The following is a 14,614-nucleotide window of genomic DNA, read 5'->3' on the forward strand; positions in this document are numbered from 1 at the left end:
GCAGGCCCTTCGACAGGCTCAGGGCGAACGGAAATTACCTCCGTTCGGGCTGAGCTTGTCGAAGCCTTGGTGCTGTGCGGGCAAGCCCTTCGACAGGCTCAGGGCGAACGGGGAGCGCGCATCGCGGCGCACGGGTCCTCGCGCGGCTGCGCCGGCGTGACGACGACGCGGTCGTAGGCACCTGCCGGCGGCGCGTCGGTGTCCTCCAGGTAGCCGACGCTGCGGCTGCGCGCACGGGTGCGATCGGCCAGCCAGCGCGGCACGCCCACATCGCGCCGCACATGGCCGTTGCCGGCCAGCAGCACCACGCCGCGGTCGGCGTACGCCTCGACGCTGCGCGCCATGAACTGGTCGCGCGCGACCTGCGCACCGGCCATGCGGCGCGCGGTGGCCGCGTCGATCATTCCGCAGTGGCTGTCTTCGATGTCGCCGGTGTGGGCCACCCAGATCGCTTCCGGCACGTCGGCCGAGAAGCCGGTGTCCGCCAGCCCCTTGCTGATCACCTGCCGGCTGTCGGCGCGCGACACGTTGACCGCGACGATCGGCAGGCCGTGGTCGAGCGCGAGTTGCACGAAGGGGGTGTAGAAGGCCCAGTTCCAGCCCGGCCCGCCGCCGGCCGCGGCGATCAGCGCGGCCGCCGTCGGGGCCGGCGCGGCAGCGCGCAAGCGCTCGATGTCGGGCTGGCGCTCGCGGTCGAACTGCTCCATCAGCAGCGCCGGCCGCGCGCCGGCGTCGAGCAGCTGCCTGAACTCGGCGAGCCGCAGCGCGTGCTGCGCGGCGTTGTCGTGCACCTCGCCGAGCAGCACGATGGCGGGAGGGGCGGGGGATGGGGGTGCAAGCGCGCAGCCCACCAGCAGCAGGCCGGCGGCACAGCACAGGCCGAGGTCGAATCGCATGCGCCGCATGATCGCAGGGATTCACCGGGCGTCCGGTGCTACGCTGCGCCACGACAACACCCACTGATGGAGACACCCATGCCCGGACTGCTGCCCCAGGTCGATCCCGATGGCCTGCTCGAGTTCTCGGTGGTCTACACCGACCGCGCGCTGAACCACATGTCGAAGAAGTTCCAGGGCGTGCTGCGCGGCATCACCGACACGCTGAAGCGCACCTACCACGCACCCACCGCGATCGTGATGCCCGGCAGCGGCAGCTTCGGCATGGAGGCGGTGGCCCGCCAGTTCGCGACCGGCCAGCGCGTGCTGGTGATCCGCAACGGCTGGTTCAGCTACCGCTGGACGCAGATCTTCGAGATGGGCTCGATCCCGTCGGCCGCCACCGTGCTGAAGGCGCGTCCCACCGGCTCGGGCTACCAGGCGCCGTACGCGCCGGCGCCGATCGACGAGGTGCTGCAGACGATCCGCCGCGAATCGCCGGCGCTGGTGTTCGCGGCCCACGTCGAGACCGCGTCCGGGATCATCCTGCCCGACAACTACCTGAAGGCGGTGGCCGATGCGGTGCATGCGGCCGGCGGGCTCTTCGTGCTCGACTGCATCGCGTCGGGCGCGATGTGGGTCGACATGCAGGCCACCGGCGTCGACATCCTGATCAGCGCGCCGCAGAAGGGCTGGAGCGGCTCGCCGGGCAGCGCCTTCGTGATGCTCAGCGCGGCCGCGCGCGACCGCATGGCGCAGACGCAGAGCACCAGTTTCGCGTGCGACCTGCGCAAGTGGCTGCAGATCGCCGAGACCTACGAGGCCGGCGCGTTCGGCTACCACACGACGATGCCGACCGATGCATTGACGAAGACCTGGGAGGTCATGCAGGAGACCGAGCGCTTCGGCTTCGAGGCCGCGCGCAACGCGCAGCAGTTGCTGGGCACCAAGGTGCGCACGCTGCTGGCGCAGAAGGGCTTCAAGAGCGTCGCGGCGACCGGCTTCGAGGCGCCGGGCGTGGTGGTCAGCTACACCGACGACCCCGAGATCCAGTCGGCCCGCAAGTTCGGCGGGCTCGGCCTGCAGACCGCCGCCGGCGTGCCGCTGCAGTGCGACGAGCCGGCGGATTTCCGCAGCTGGCGCATCGGGCTGTTCGGGCTCGACAAGCTGGGCCGCGTCGACCGCACGGTGCAGCAGCTGGCGAACGCGCTGGAGCGGCTGCGCTGAGCTGAAGAGCGCGGTCGCTGCCGCGGCCGCTCAGCGCGGCAGCGGGCGATGCAGCACGTGGCGGTCATGCCGCCACACGCGCATCAGCGCCTCGTGCAGCGGCGGGATCACCAGGCGCAGGATCTCCAGCGTTTGCTGCGGCGTCAGGTCGCCGTTCAGGTGGCAGAAGCTGAAGATGCTGCCGACGATGCCGCCGAGGTCGATGCGGCCGTGCAGCGCCAGCCGGCGGATGCCCAGCGCATCGATTTCGCGGCGCTCCAGCGCCGACACCCGCTCGGCGTCGCCCGGCATCTGCAACACCTGCGGCTCGCCGGTGTCGAGCCAGCGCTTCAGCGCCGGCCGGTCGGCCAGGTCGAGCTGCCGCGGCAGCTTCGCCATCGCGGCGGCCGGGTGGTCCACGCCGATCGCATGCACCAGCCGGAGCTGCTCCGGCCCGATGCGCACGATGGCCGCCACCAGCGAGCCGTGCGGCAGCACCGGCTGCACCTGCTGTCGCGCCATCGCGGCGAACTGCGCTTCGTCGCCGCACACCGCGCAGGCGTCGCGCAGCGCGAGAAGCTGCTGCGTCAGCGGTGCCTGCGGTGAGCCGCCTTCTTCGTTCGATCCCTTCGTCATTCCCGTGTCCGTGTCCATGTGCCGTCCACCGGGGGATCCGGTGAAACCCCGGCCATTGGCCGCCGCGAATGTGCAGCAAATGCGGAGTCCGCCATCGCAAATGAAGATGGTGACGGCGGCACGTCAGATGGCTTCAGGCGACCACCGGCACGACCTTCAGCAGGTCCGACAGCCCGGCGCGTTCGAGCAGCTGGGCACGCATGCGGTCGGCCACCGCGCTGACGAGGCCCGAGCCGTCGTCGCTCGGGTCGACGTGCACGCGGTACGGCCGCTGGCCGTAGGGCGCGTCCACCGCGGCGACGATCGCGCGCGCCACATCGGCCACGTCGGCGCCGGCGGGCTCCAGCTTCGCGAGCGCCGCGCCCACCTGCTCCGGCAGCCCGGTGTACAGCGCGTCGTAGGCCTGGGCCACCTCGGCATCGGCCGCAGGGCTGGCGTGCGCGAAGTGGTTGGTGCCGGAGGTGAAGGCACCCGGCACGACGATCGTCGTTTCGACACCGAAGCGCGCCAGCTCGCCGGCGTAGCTGACCGCCAGCGAATCCATCGCCGCCTTGGCCGCGAAGTAGGGCCCGAGGAAGGGCGGCGTGCCGCCCTTGACGCTGGAGCTCGACACCCAGACCACCAGCCCGTGGCGCTGGCGGCGCAGCTGCGGCAGCGCGGCGCGGTTCAGGCGCTGCGTGCCCAGCGTGTTGACGTCGAAGACCTGCGCGATCTGCTCGGGCGTGAAGGCCTCGGTCGGGCCGGTCACCAGGTGGCCGGCGTTGTGCACGATGACGTCGAGCCGCTGGTGCGTCTCGATGATCTGCGCGACGGCAGCGTCCACCGAGTCCTGCGAGCCGACGTCGAGCTCGATGGAACGCAGCGCGACCTGGCGTTCGGCCGCATAGGCCGCGGCGTCCTGCGCCGCCTTCGCATTGCGCGTCGCGATGGCGCGCATGCCGGCGTACACGGTGTGCCCGGCATCGGCCAGGGCCCGGGCGGTGAGGGCGCCGAAACCGCTCGACGCACCGGTGATGACGATGATCTTGTTGCTGCTCATGGCTGTTCTCCTGGGGGGGTTCAGATGATTCCGCCGTTGGCGCGGAGGGTTTGGCCGTTGACCCAGGCACTGTCCGGGCCGACGAGGAAGGACACGACACCCGCGATGTCTTGCGGCGTGCCCAGGCGCTCCAGCGGCGCGGCCTTGGCCAGGCGCTCAATCACCTCGGGCGCCTTGCCGTCGAGGAACAGGTCGGTCGCGGTCGGTCCCGGCGCGACGGCGTTGACGGTGATCTGGCGGCCGCGCAACTCCTTCGCGAGGATGTTCGTCATCGTCTCGATCGCGGCCTTGGCGGCCGCATAGGCCGAGTACCCCGGCGTCGCCAGCCCGACCACGCTGCTCGAGGAATTGACGATGCGCCCGCCCGCCTGCAGCCGCTTCACCGCTTCGCGCATCGTGTTGAAGCTGCCCTTGACGTTGATGTGGAACATGCGGTCGAAGGTGGCGTCGTCGGTGTCGACGAGCGCCGGCATGTTGGTCGGCATCACGCCGGCGTTGTTCACCAGCACGTCGACGCGGCCGTAGGCGCGGATCGCTTCGTCGAACAGCCTGCGGGCGGCCGCCGGGTCCGACACGTCGGCCTGCACCGCGGTGGCCTGCCCACCGGCGGCGGTGATGTCGGCGACGACCTCGGCGGCCGCAGCGGCGTTGCCGGCGTAGTTGACGATGACGGCGAACCCGTCGGCGGCGAGGCGGCGCGCGACGGTGGCGCCGATGCCGCGGGATGCGCCGGTGACGATGGCAACTTGCTGGGTCATGGTGAGCTCCTGGGATGGAAGTGACGATGGAATGAATTCTGGTTGCTCGATGGGAATCAATAAATGCGCAAGAATGGCCATCACTGTTCAACCAATATCAACAAACGATCAACCAGCGAGCGCCCCGAATGGACCGTTTCCAGACCATGCAGCTGTTCGTCCGCATCGTCGAGCTGGGCAGCTTCACGAAGGGCGCCGAAGACCTGGAGCTGCCGCGCGCCACCGCGACCCACGCCATCCAGCAGCTCGAGAAACGCCTGGGCACGCGGCTGCTGCAGCGCACGACCCGCCAGGTGAAGCCGACGCCTGACGGCGAGGCCTACTACCAGCGCTGCGTGCGGCTGCTGGCCGACCTCGACGAGACCGAGTCGGCGTTCGGCCATTCGCTGGCGAACCCGAAGGGCAAGCTGCGCGTCGACCTGCAGGAGACCCTGGCGCGCCGCTTCCTGCTGCCGCACCTGGGCGAGTTCTGCGCGCGCTACCCCGACATCGAACTCGACATCGGCATGGGCGACCGGCTGGTCGACCTGGTGCGCGAGGGGGTGGATTGCGTGCTGCGCGCCGGCAGCCCGCGCGATTCATCGATGGTGCAGCGGCACGTGGCCGACAACCCACAGCTCACCTGCGCGAGCCCGGCCTACCTGGCGAAGTACGGCGTGCCGGTGTCGCTGGCCGAGCTGTCGCAGCACCGGGCGGTGAACTTCCTGTCGAGTGCGACGGGCCGGCGCATCCCGTTCGACTTCATCGTCGAGGGTCAGCCGCAGACGGTGTTGATGAGGGGCGGCGTCTCGGTGCGCCAGGCCGATGCGTACTTGGCCTGCTGCCTGGCCGGCCAGGGCCTGATCCAGGTGCCGCGCTACAACGTGCAGGCCGAGCTGGCCGACGGGCGCTTGCAGGAGGTGCTGGCGGCGTGGTGTCCGGCGCCGATGCCGGTGTCGCTGCTGTACCCGCACAGCCGGCAGCTTTCGCCGCGGGTGCGGGTGTTCGTCGACTGGGTCATCGAGCGGATGACGGCCCCAGGCCCCGTGCCGATTCGCGCACCCGGCTGACCTCGCGCTTGATCACAGGCACGGCGCTCGCGGCGGCCGCGGGAACGGCGGCGGCCATCAGCAGGATGTCGGCGGCGAAGGCGTTGCGGTCGGCCCGCTCGGTCACCGGCAGGCCGATCGCCAGCGCCGCGAAGGCCACCGCCACCGGCACGACCACGCCGACGCCGGGCAGCAGCTTGCGCGCGGCGGGCAACGAGCGATGGGACAGATCCGAGAAGTGCAGCGAGCGCATGGTGTTTTCTCCCTGGCGATGGAGAGACTGTAAGGACGACCCGATGTCCCTGGTGTAGGTGCGCTCAAGAACGCACTGTAGGAATTCCACTCGCGGTGCCCGAGGTCGTCGGCGCCGGCGCTTGCGGCAGGTGGCGCATCGAGCCGAAGCTGCGCGCGTAGACCCAGGTCAGCTCGGCGCCCATCAGGAAGATCTGCGCCGAGTAGTAGACCCACACGAAGATCACGATCAGCGAGCCGGCGGCGCCGAAGCCCGAGGCCACGCCGCTCCTGCCGATGTAGGCGCCGATCAGGTAGCGGCCCACGGTGAACAGCAGCGCGGTCAGCAGCGCGCCCAGCCACACGTCGTGCCAGCGCACGTCGACGCGCGGCATCAGCTTGTAGATCATCGCGAACACGCCGGTGGTCATCAGCAGCCCGACGGCCAGGTTCACCAGCTGCGCCAGCGTGGCCCAGTTGCCGAACGCGCCGCCCCACCATTTGCCGAGCGCCGAGATCGCGGCGCTGAGCACCAGCGACACCATCAGCAGGAAGGCGATGCCGAGGATCATGCCGAACGACAGCAGGCGCGCGCGCAGCAGGTTCCACCAGCCGCTGGCCCGCACCCGGGCCGGCGCGCGCCAGATGCGGTCGAGCGCGTCTTGCAGTTCGCCGAACACCGAGGTGGCGCCGACCAGCAGCACGACGATGCCCAGCACCGCCGAGGCCGTGCCCTCGGCCGGCTTGTGCAGGCTGGCCAGCACGGCTTCCACTGCCTGCGCCGATTCGGTGCCGAGCAGGCCGCGGATCTGGCCGAACACCTCGCCGCGCGCGGCCTCTTCGCCGAACACCAGCCCGGCGATCGCGATCACGATCAGCAGCAGGGGCGCCAGCGAGAACATGCTGTAGTACGACAGCGCCGCGCCCATGCTGGGTGCGTAGTCGTCGATCCACGCGTTGCCGGCCTGCTGGACGAGCGACCACCAGGCGCGCAGGCCCGGCCAGCGGGAGGGAGATGGGGAAGCGACGGTTTCCATCGCCTCCCACGGTACCCAGCCGGCGCGCCGGCGCCATCGTCCACCGGCGCGACCGGCTGTAGGAACTCACGCATCCATCCCTACAGCGTGCCCAGGAAGGCCAGCACGGCAGCCCGGTCGTCCCGCGACAAGGCTTCGAAGCGCTGGCGGCTGTTGTCGGCCTCGCCGCCGTGCCAGCCGATCGCCTCCATCAGCGTGCGGGCCCGGCCGTCGTGCAGATAGCGCACGTTCTGCGCGTTGCCTTGCACGAACGGCAGCGAGCCGATGCCCCACAACGGAGCGGTGCGCCACATCGACGGCTGCGCCTTGCCTTCGGCCACCGTGTCCGCGAGCCCCGCGCCCATGTCGTGCAGCAGCAGGTTGGTGTAGGGGTGGATGGTCTGGTCGCGCAGCTCGGCGAACGGGTGCGTCGTGCCGGTCTTCAGCGTCGCGGTGTGGCAGCCGACGCAGTTGACCTGCGCGAAGAGTTGCGCACCGCGCGCCACCTGTGTCGGGTTCACCTCGTGCTCCGGCGACACCCGCACGCCGGCCGGGAAGGCGCTGCGCAGGCTGCGCTGGGCCGGCACCGCGAGCAGCTCCAGGTACTGCACGACGCGCTGCAGCTCCTGTTCGTTGACGCCGGTGCCTTGCGGGTTGCTGCGGCAATCGGCCGCCGCCCGCTGGCAACTGCGCGACGGGTACACCGGCGACACCACGCCCATGTCGTTGACCAGCGCCTCGGCGGCCTGGTGGCGCACGCTCGCCTTCGCGGCCTTCCAGCCGAATCGGCCCAGCCGCGTCTGCCCCGTCTCCGGATCGGTCACCAGGTTGGCGACGCCGCGGATGCCGTCGCCATTCGCATCGCCCGGATCGGCCAGCGCGAGCACGGTGCTCTCGTTCAGCGCCTCCAGCAGCCCGACGCCGATCACCTGCGGCGCCTGGCGTGCCGAATACTGCGCCGGCACCGGGCCCTTGAAGGCGTAGACCGGCTTCTGCAGCTCGACCTTCTCGCCATCGGCCAGCGTGCGCACCGTCGTCGTGTAGGCCTGCACGTTGACGCCGTAGTCGGCCGCGCCGGCGGCGCTCGCCTTCTGCAGCACGTTCAGGCCGTAGGTCGCGTCGGGCACGCGCCTGCCGTCGGCACCGGCCGTGCCGGTCAGCACCGTGCCGGCGAACACCGTGCCGGCCGCCGGCGCGGTGGTGCGCCCGTTCAGCCCGTGGCAGCCGATGCAGCTCACCTGGTTGTAGCGCGGCCCCAGTTGCCCGGCATGGGCGCTGAACACCGGGTTGCTTTCGGGGTGCTCCGAATGCCGGCCGTCGATGAACGAGGTGTGGAACAGCCGCCGCCCCTCGACGAAGCGCCTGGTGTTCTGGATGCCGATGTTGTTGGCCATCTGCTGGAATACGCGCATCGGCTCTTCGGAGTAGTTGTACGACAGGCTGGTCTGCCCGCCGGACAGCGTCTCGGCCGGCAAGGGCGCGGAGTCGAGGTTCGGCGCGATGCCGTACCAGGGCCGCAGCCCGACGCCGGCCACGTACAGCTGCTCGAACGAGTAGTAGCGCGCGCCGCCGCCGTCGATCACCGCGCTGCCGTCGGCGTTGTACTTGAGCCGCGGGGCCGGGGCCAGCTCGACCGGGTCGCCGACCTTCAGCGTGCTGTGCGGGTCGGTGCGCCAGTTGGTGTCGACCGAGAACTGGCAGTCCGCATCCGGCTGCCCGGCGATGCAGATCGGCAAGGGGTAGTTGTCGGCATTCAGGAACTTCGGGTTGCCGAAGCCGTAGTTCAGCGCCCAGCCGTAGTCGCGCACGTTCGGGTCGCCGGCGTTGCGGAACAGGCTGAAGGTGGTGCCGTCGAAGGTGCCGTCGTTGACGCGCATCGTGAAGGTGATCTTCGAGCGGCCGGCCGGCACCTCGTCGCGGATCACCAGCCCGAAGGTGCGGTTCTGGAAGTAGAACGACGGGAAGGTCAGGTAGCGGCCGGGGCCCTGATCGGGGGCGTCCCAGGCCTCGCCGCGCTCGCGCGCATGGCGCTCGGTCGGCCGCATGCCCATGTAGGTGACCAGCGTGCCGTCGGCCTCGACCGTCTGGATGGTCTCGGTGATCGGCGTGCCCTGCGGGAACAGCGGCACCACGCCGACCGGGTCAGGCGGATTGGTGCTGCCGCCGACCAGCTTGAACTGCTGTGTGCTGCCGTTGGTGCAGCCGTACTGGCGCAGGCTCGCCGCATCGGCCGCCTGCACGCACTTGCCGCTGTTCACATTGACCAGCGTGATCACGCCCGCCGCGGGTTCGCCGAGCGTGAAGCGCTGCGCGTTGGTGCCGTTGTCGGTCCACTGCTGCAGCGGCGCGCCGTCGCTGGCGGACGCGTTCTGCACGTCGACCGCGAGGCCGCTGGCCGCGACGGTCAGCTTGTAGACGCCGGTCGACACCAGCGCCAGGTTGAACTGCTGCGTCGTGGCGCTGCTGCAGGCCTGCAGTTGCAGCGCCGTGCCGCTGGCGTTGCCGCCGCCGTTGACGCCGATGCACTGGCCGGTCGCGACGCTTTGCAGCGCGTAGCGGCCGGCGGTGACGGCCATCGCCTGCTCCTTGGCGGAGCCGTTCGGGGTGTCGGAAGAAGGGGCGGTGGCGTCGTTGCCGCCGCAGCCTGCGAGCAGCAGGGCTGACAGCCCGATGCTCGAAGCCAAAGCGCGGCCCGACCCATGTGCTGGGACCAGTTTCATGTCGTCTCCTTGTTTGGATGGCAGAAACGGTCCCCGTACTGCGGTCATTGGAACCGGTTCCAAGTACTGCGCCGCCATTGAACTCCTGCCGGCTCGGAACGTCCAGTCGGATAGAAAACTTTCGTTCGCGGCGCGGTCACGGCCTGTTTGCGGCGTCTTCCTACATCAACGTGCGCGGTCTGCCGGTGTCGAAGCGTTGGCGGCCGACCCTAGGCTTGAGACCCGTCGTCGAATGTCGTCCAAGGAGTCCCGCCATGCCCCACGCCATCTGGAAAGGCGCCATCAGCTTCGGTCTGGTGCATGTGCCGGTCGCGCTGTATCCCGCGTCGTCGGAATCGGGCGTCGACTTCGACTGGCTCGACAAGCGCTCGATGGACCCGGTCGGCTACAAGCGCGTCAACAAGCGCACCGGGCGCGAGATCGACAAGACGCACATCGTGAAGGGCGTGAAGGTCGAGGGCGGCGACTACGTCGTGCTGAGCGACGACGAGATCAAGGCGGCGTACCCGAAGACCACGCAGACGATCGAGATCGAATCGTTCGCGCATGCCGACGAGATCCCGTTCACGATGCTCGACCGGCCGTACTACCTGGAGCCGCTGGCCAAGGGCGAGAAGGTGTATGCGCTGCTGCGCGAGGCGATGCTGGCATCGGGCGTGATCGGCATCGCGCGCGTCGTGATGCACACCAAGGAGCACCTGGCCGCGCTGATCCCGAGCGGCCCGGCGCTGATGTTGAACACGCTGCGCTGGGCCGCCGACATTCGCCCGTGGGCCGACATCAACTTGCCGCCTGAAGGGAAGAAGGGCACGAACCTGAAGGAGGCCGAGCTGAAGATGGCGAAGCAGCTGATCGGCGACATGACCGAGACCTGGAAGCCCGAGGCGTACTCGGACCGCTTCAGCGAGGCGATCCATGCGCTGGTGGCCAAGCGCATCGAGCGGGGCGAGACCGAGCAGGTGGAGCCGATGGAGGAGAGCGGCGAGAAGACAGGGGCCAGCAACGTGGTCGACCTGACCGAGCTGCTCGCGAAGAGCCTGAAGGGCAGGCCGGCAGCGGCTTCCAAACCGGCGGGCCGCAAGACTGCGGCGCGCAAGCGGGCCTGAGGACGGGGCCATGGAACGCAGTACGCGTGCGTCGACTCCCGCCGATCCGCTGCACACCTACTGGAGCAAGCGCGATTTCAGCAAGACGCCCGAGCCGCGCGGCGAGCACGCGAAGGCGGGCGACGAACTGGTGTTCGTCGTGCAGAAGCACGATGCGACGCGGTTGCACTACGACTTCCGGCTCGAACTGGGCGGCGTGATGCTGTCGTGGGCGGTGCCGAAGGGGCCGAGCTTCGACCCGGCCGAGAAGCGGCTTGCGGTGCGCACCGAAGACCACCCGGTCTCGTACAACAGCTTCGAGGGGCGCATCCCCGAAGGCCATTACGGTGCCGGCGACGTGATCGTCTGGGACCGCGGCACCTGGCAGCCGGTCGGGGGTGTGCGAGAGGCGAAGAAGGGGTTGGCGGCCGGCAAGATCGCGTTCACGCTCGACGGCGAGAAGCTGCATGGCGCGTGGGAGCTGGTGCGCATGCGCAAGTCAGGCAGCGAGAAACAGCAGCCGTGGCTGTTGCTGAAGAAGAGGGATGGTTTCGCGCAGCCGCATGCCGAGTACGACGTCGTCAGCGCGCTGCCGGACAGCGTCAATGCAACGGACGCGGCCGAGGCAGTCGAAACAGACGACACGCACGCGAGAGCCGTGAAGGCGCCGCTGCCGGCGACGATGACGCCGCAGCTTGCGACGCTCGCGAGCGGCGTGCCGGCCGACGGCGACTGGGGCTTCGAGATCAAGTTCGATGGCTACCGGATCATGACGCGCATCCAGCGCGGCAAACCGGTGCTGATCACGCGTGGCGGGCACGACTGGAGCGCGAAGATGCCGTCGCTGGTGGCGGCGCTGCGCAAGCTCGGTGTGGCCTCGGCGTGGCTCGATGGCGAGATCGTCGTGCTCGGCGACGACGGCCTGCCGGCCTTCAATCGCCTGCAGAACGCATTCGACGGTGGCGACACCTCGCACGTCGCGTACTTCCTGTTCGATGTGCCGTACCTCGAAGGGCACGACCTGCGCGAGCTGCCGCTGCGCGAGCGGCGGTTGCTGCTGAAGCAGCTGCTCGACGCGAAGGGCAGCGGGCCGCTGCGCTTCAGCGAGGACTTTCCGGCCGACGCGGCCAGCGTGCTGCAGTCGGCCTGCCGGTTGAAGCTCGAAGGCGTGATCGCGAAGCGGCAGGATGCGCCCTACGTGTCGCGCCGCACCGAGACCTGGCTGAAGCTGAAATGCCAGCAGCGCCAGGAGTTCGTGATCGGCGGCTACACCGACCGGCGTGGCGAGCGCGAGGGCGCGCACATCGGCAGCCTGCTGCTGGGCGTGCACGATGACGCGGGCCAGCTGAAATCGGTCGGCAGCGTCGGCACCGGATGGGATGCCGCGACCGCGGCCGAGTTGAAGAAGAAGCTCGTGAAGCTGCAGGTCGATGCATCGCCCTTTGACACGGCCCCGAAGCCAGGGCGCGGACCGCGCGGTGCCGAAGGCGAGCGCCGCTGGGTCAAGCCGACGCTGATGGCCGAGGTGAGCTTCGGCGAATGGACGCCCGACGGGCAGATCCGGCATGCGTCGTTCGAGGGCCTGCGCGCCGACAAGCCGGCGAAGCGGATCACGCGCGAGCGTGCGGTCGACGTGAAGGAGAAGCCCGCGATGAAGGCTGCATCGGCAACCAAGGTGACGCACCCCGAGCGCGTGATCGACAAGAGCACCGGCTTCACGAAGCTCGACCTCGTTCGCTACTACGAGAGCGTCGCCGAGCGGATGCTGCCGCACCTGAAGGGCCGGCCGTGCGCATTGATGCGTGCGCCGGAGGGCGTTGGCGGCGAGATGTTCTTCCAGAAGCACGCCGGCAAGATGCGCTTCCCCGGGATGCGCGAACTCGACCCGGCGCTGTGGCCGGAACACGACCCGCTGCTCGAGGTGCCGAGCGCGGCCGCGCTGGCCGGCGCGGCGCAGATGAACGTGATCGAGTTCCACACCTGGAATGCGCTCGCGAAGAACATCGACAAGCCTGACCGCATGGTGTTCGACCTGGACCCGGGCGAGGGCGTCGAGTGGGCGAAGGTGCGCGAGGCGGCGGCGTTGGTGCGCTCGCTGCTGCAGGCGCTGGGCCTGGAAGGCTGGCTGAAGACCAGCGGCGGCAAGGGGCTGCACGTGGTGGTGCCGCTGAAGCCGCAGCACGGATGGGATGCGGTGAAGGGCTTCTCGCAGGCGATCGTGCAGCACATGGCGAGCGTGGTGCCGGATCGCTTCGTCGCGAAGAGCGGGCCGAAGAACCGCGTCGGCAAGATCTTCGTCGACTACCTGCGCAACGGCCACAACGCGACCACTGCCGCGGCGTTCTCGGCCCGCGCGCGGCCGGGGATGGGCGTGTCGATGCCGGTGCAGTGGGAGATGCTCGACGAGCTGAAGGGCGGCGACCAGTGGACGGTCAGGACCGCCCGCGAGCACCTGTCGTTCGAGCGCGAGGATCCGTGGAAGGACTACTGGACGACGAAGCAGGTGCTGGGACGGGCGATGCAGCGGCTGGGGTTCAAGCCGGTGAAAGAGAAGGACAAGGGTTGACCTCGGTCAGCTGAGCGAGATCGTGAGACGCCGGCCGAGCGCCTTGAGTGCCTCGGCCACCGTATCGATCTTGGTCGGGTGGGTGAGCGTCGTGAGACGGTTCACCTCCTGCGGCCGGATGTGCATGCGGCGCGCGAGATCGACGGGCCGGGTGCCTTGGCGAATCATCTCGTTGAGCAGCAGCACCTTGACGGCGATGCTGGGCGGCAGGTCGACCAGCACCTGGCCACGCTTGGGCGGGGACGGTTCGGGGACGGGCCGCCGGTCTTCGAAATAGAAGTCCATCGCGGTGGTCAAGGCATCGGCAGCGTTCTGCAGCGCCTCTTCTTTCGTGGCGGCTCCGGTCAGCGCTTCCGGGATGTCCGGGAACGAGACCATGAAGCCGTCGCCATCGCGGACGACGCGGGCGGGGTAGCTCAACATGGATTGCCTTTTCATGACAGGCCCAACTGCTTCAGGATGGCCTTGCGGAGACCTTCGCCGATCTCCTGGCCGGGATGTCGGGGAAGCGTTGACTGCCTGTCGTTCAGATAGACCTTGGTGTGCCTGCTTCCCTCAACGAAGCGCGCGCCCAGCGACGCAAGTTGGCGTTTGAACTCTGCGACCTTCATGCGGGTTCCAGTTCCGGCGAGTTGGCGACATGAATGCACTCCTGTGGCTGCCGCCCTTGTGCACTGGGGCGGCGTCAGCGTGGCTGCGAGTCGTCAGTCCGGCGGGATCCTGCGGCGCACCAGGCAACTTGAATCGGGCTGAGTGAGCCCGCGTCGTTGCCGGCTGAATAGTAAGCAAATTTGCTTAACTTTGGCAAGCTCAGGCCGAATGTCGAACCAGCGATCCTCTGAAATCGATTGTCCTGAGTTCGGTGTTGACCGACGCTGCTGGTCACCGAAAACTCGGCCCCACTTTGGATGCCGGTGGCATCCCATAGAGAGTGGACGCGCAAACCCTGGTGCGGGGACGCAGTCGCTTGCCACAGAATCTGTCGCGCGTCTCGAGTGAGAAGTGCACGCGGGTCGAAACAATCCATGGTTGCGAAACAAGCTCGTGATTGCGATTTCGTGCGTCTCACGAGGGAGGCATGTGGGTTGAACCCCGGATTGGCATCCGGGCTTGTATGTTCCGCCTGCACTCTCAGACGCAGCGGATGAGGGTGTCGGGATGGAGGGACGATCCGGGCTATCTGCCGTCAGCAGCGGACAGACCACCGTAGTGAGCTCCCCATTTCGTTTGCCTGAACGTCGATTAGGAATGCAGCCGCAGCAGCCCCGGCCGTGAGGCCGGGGGGATGCTGACGACCGATAGATGCAAGCCCACGCCAGCGCAAACGCCCACCCCGACCGATCCAGTCTAGCCGCTGCATGCACCGAGGTTCAAGCATGCAAGTTCCTGTCCTTGATCCGGCCGAGTCCTTCGGCGTGGACATCAGCAGCGCCCAGCTGGTGATCGCCTCGGCC

General features: G+C 69.1%; 13 protein-coding genes. 4 read left to right on the forward strand and 9 right to left on the reverse strand.

Annotated features, from left to right (window positions below):
- Positions 1 to 98 precede the first annotated feature (98 nt).
- Positions 99 to 896, reverse strand: coding sequence for a ChaN family lipoprotein (locus tag BUE42_RS30880; RefSeq protein ID WP_235002728.1), 798 nt, complete (start codon positions 894 to 896; stop codon positions 99 to 101).
- Between the two features lie 78 nt (positions 897 to 974).
- On the opposite strand from BUE42_RS30880, the gene BUE42_RS30885 reads away from it, so the two are divergent.
- Positions 975 to 2,102, forward strand: a complete 1,128-nt coding sequence (locus BUE42_RS30885) for an aminotransferase class V-fold PLP-dependent enzyme (RefSeq protein WP_073469276.1) — start codon at positions 975 to 977, stop codon at positions 2,100 to 2,102.
- A 30-nt stretch (positions 2,103 to 2,132) separates the two neighbouring features.
- Here the strand turns inward: BUE42_RS30885 and BUE42_RS30890 are convergent, their stop codons facing one another.
- From BUE42_RS30890 to BUE42_RS30900, 3 genes are all read right to left on the reverse strand, one after another.
- The gene (locus BUE42_RS30890) at positions 2,133 to 2,717 is read right to left on the reverse strand and encodes a hypothetical protein (protein WP_143171871.1); all 585 of its coding nucleotides are present in this window, start codon (positions 2,715 to 2,717) and stop codon (positions 2,133 to 2,135) included.
- Positions 2,718 to 2,850: 133 nt separating this feature from the next.
- A complete protein-coding gene (locus tag BUE42_RS30895; RefSeq protein WP_073469281.1) occupies positions 2,851 to 3,756 on the reverse strand; it encodes an SDR family oxidoreductase in 906 nt (301 codons plus the stop codon).
- Positions 3,757 to 3,776: 20 nt separating this feature from the next.
- Positions 3,777 to 4,514, reverse strand: coding sequence for a glucose 1-dehydrogenase (locus tag BUE42_RS30900; protein ID WP_143171872.1), 738 nt, complete (start codon positions 4,512 to 4,514; stop codon positions 3,777 to 3,779).
- Between the two features lie 128 nt (positions 4,515 to 4,642).
- Here BUE42_RS30900 and BUE42_RS30905 point away from each other — a divergent pair, with 128 nt between their 5' ends.
- A complete protein-coding gene (locus BUE42_RS30905; protein ID WP_073469286.1) occupies positions 4,643 to 5,563 on the forward strand; it encodes a LysR family transcriptional regulator in 921 nt (306 codons plus the stop codon).
- Here the strand turns inward: BUE42_RS30905 and BUE42_RS30910 are convergent.
- The 3 genes from BUE42_RS30910 to BUE42_RS30920 all read right to left on the reverse strand — a co-directional run bounded on the left by BUE42_RS30910 (position 5,511) and on the right by BUE42_RS30920 (position 9,509).
- On the reverse strand, positions 5,511 to 5,795 hold the full coding sequence (locus tag BUE42_RS30910; protein ID WP_073469287.1) for a hypothetical protein: 285 nt from the start codon (positions 5,793 to 5,795) through the stop codon (positions 5,511 to 5,513). The genes BUE42_RS30905 and BUE42_RS30910 overlap by 53 nt on opposite strands.
- Positions 5,796 to 5,859: 64 nt before the next feature.
- On the reverse strand, positions 5,860 to 6,810 hold the full coding sequence (locus tag BUE42_RS30915; protein WP_073469289.1) for a YihY/virulence factor BrkB family protein: 951 nt from the start codon (positions 6,808 to 6,810) through the stop codon (positions 5,860 to 5,862).
- A gap of 80 nt (positions 6,811 to 6,890) precedes the next feature.
- A complete protein-coding gene (locus BUE42_RS30920; protein ID WP_073469291.1) occupies positions 6,891 to 9,509 on the reverse strand; it encodes a di-heme oxidoredictase family protein in 2,619 nt (872 codons plus the stop codon).
- Between the two features lie 254 nt (positions 9,510 to 9,763).
- On the opposite strand from BUE42_RS30920, the gene BUE42_RS30925 reads away from it, so the two are divergent.
- Both BUE42_RS30925 and ligD read left to right on the forward strand, forming a co-directional pair.
- Positions 9,764 to 10,615, forward strand: a complete 852-nt coding sequence (locus tag BUE42_RS30925) for a non-homologous end joining protein Ku (protein ID WP_073469293.1) — start codon at positions 9,764 to 9,766, stop codon at positions 10,613 to 10,615.
- A 10-nt stretch (positions 10,616 to 10,625) separates the two neighbouring features.
- On the forward strand, positions 10,626 to 13,160 hold the full coding sequence (gene ligD / locus BUE42_RS30930; protein ID WP_073469295.1) for a DNA ligase D: 2,535 nt from the start codon (positions 10,626 to 10,628) through the stop codon (positions 13,158 to 13,160).
- 6 nt (positions 13,161 to 13,166) lie between these two features.
- On the opposite strand, the gene BUE42_RS30935 is transcribed toward ligD, so the two are convergent.
- Both BUE42_RS30935 and BUE42_RS30940 read right to left on the reverse strand, forming a co-directional pair.
- Complete coding sequence (locus BUE42_RS30935; RefSeq protein WP_073469297.1) at positions 13,167 to 13,583, reverse strand: type II toxin-antitoxin system HicB family antitoxin; 417 nt, start codon at positions 13,581 to 13,583, stop codon at positions 13,167 to 13,169.
- A gap of 11 nt (positions 13,584 to 13,594) precedes the next feature.
- Positions 13,595 to 13,771 (reverse strand): type II toxin-antitoxin system HicA family toxin, encoded by a 177-nt coding sequence (locus BUE42_RS30940; protein WP_073469299.1) that lies wholly within the window; start codon positions 13,769 to 13,771, stop codon positions 13,595 to 13,597.
- Positions 13,772 to 14,614: the final 843 nt, after the last annotated feature.

It is taken from the genome of Rhizobacter sp. OV335, from assembly GCF_900142965.1.
Classification (GTDB): domain Bacteria; phylum Pseudomonadota; class Gammaproteobacteria; order Burkholderiales; family Burkholderiaceae_C; genus Rhizobacter.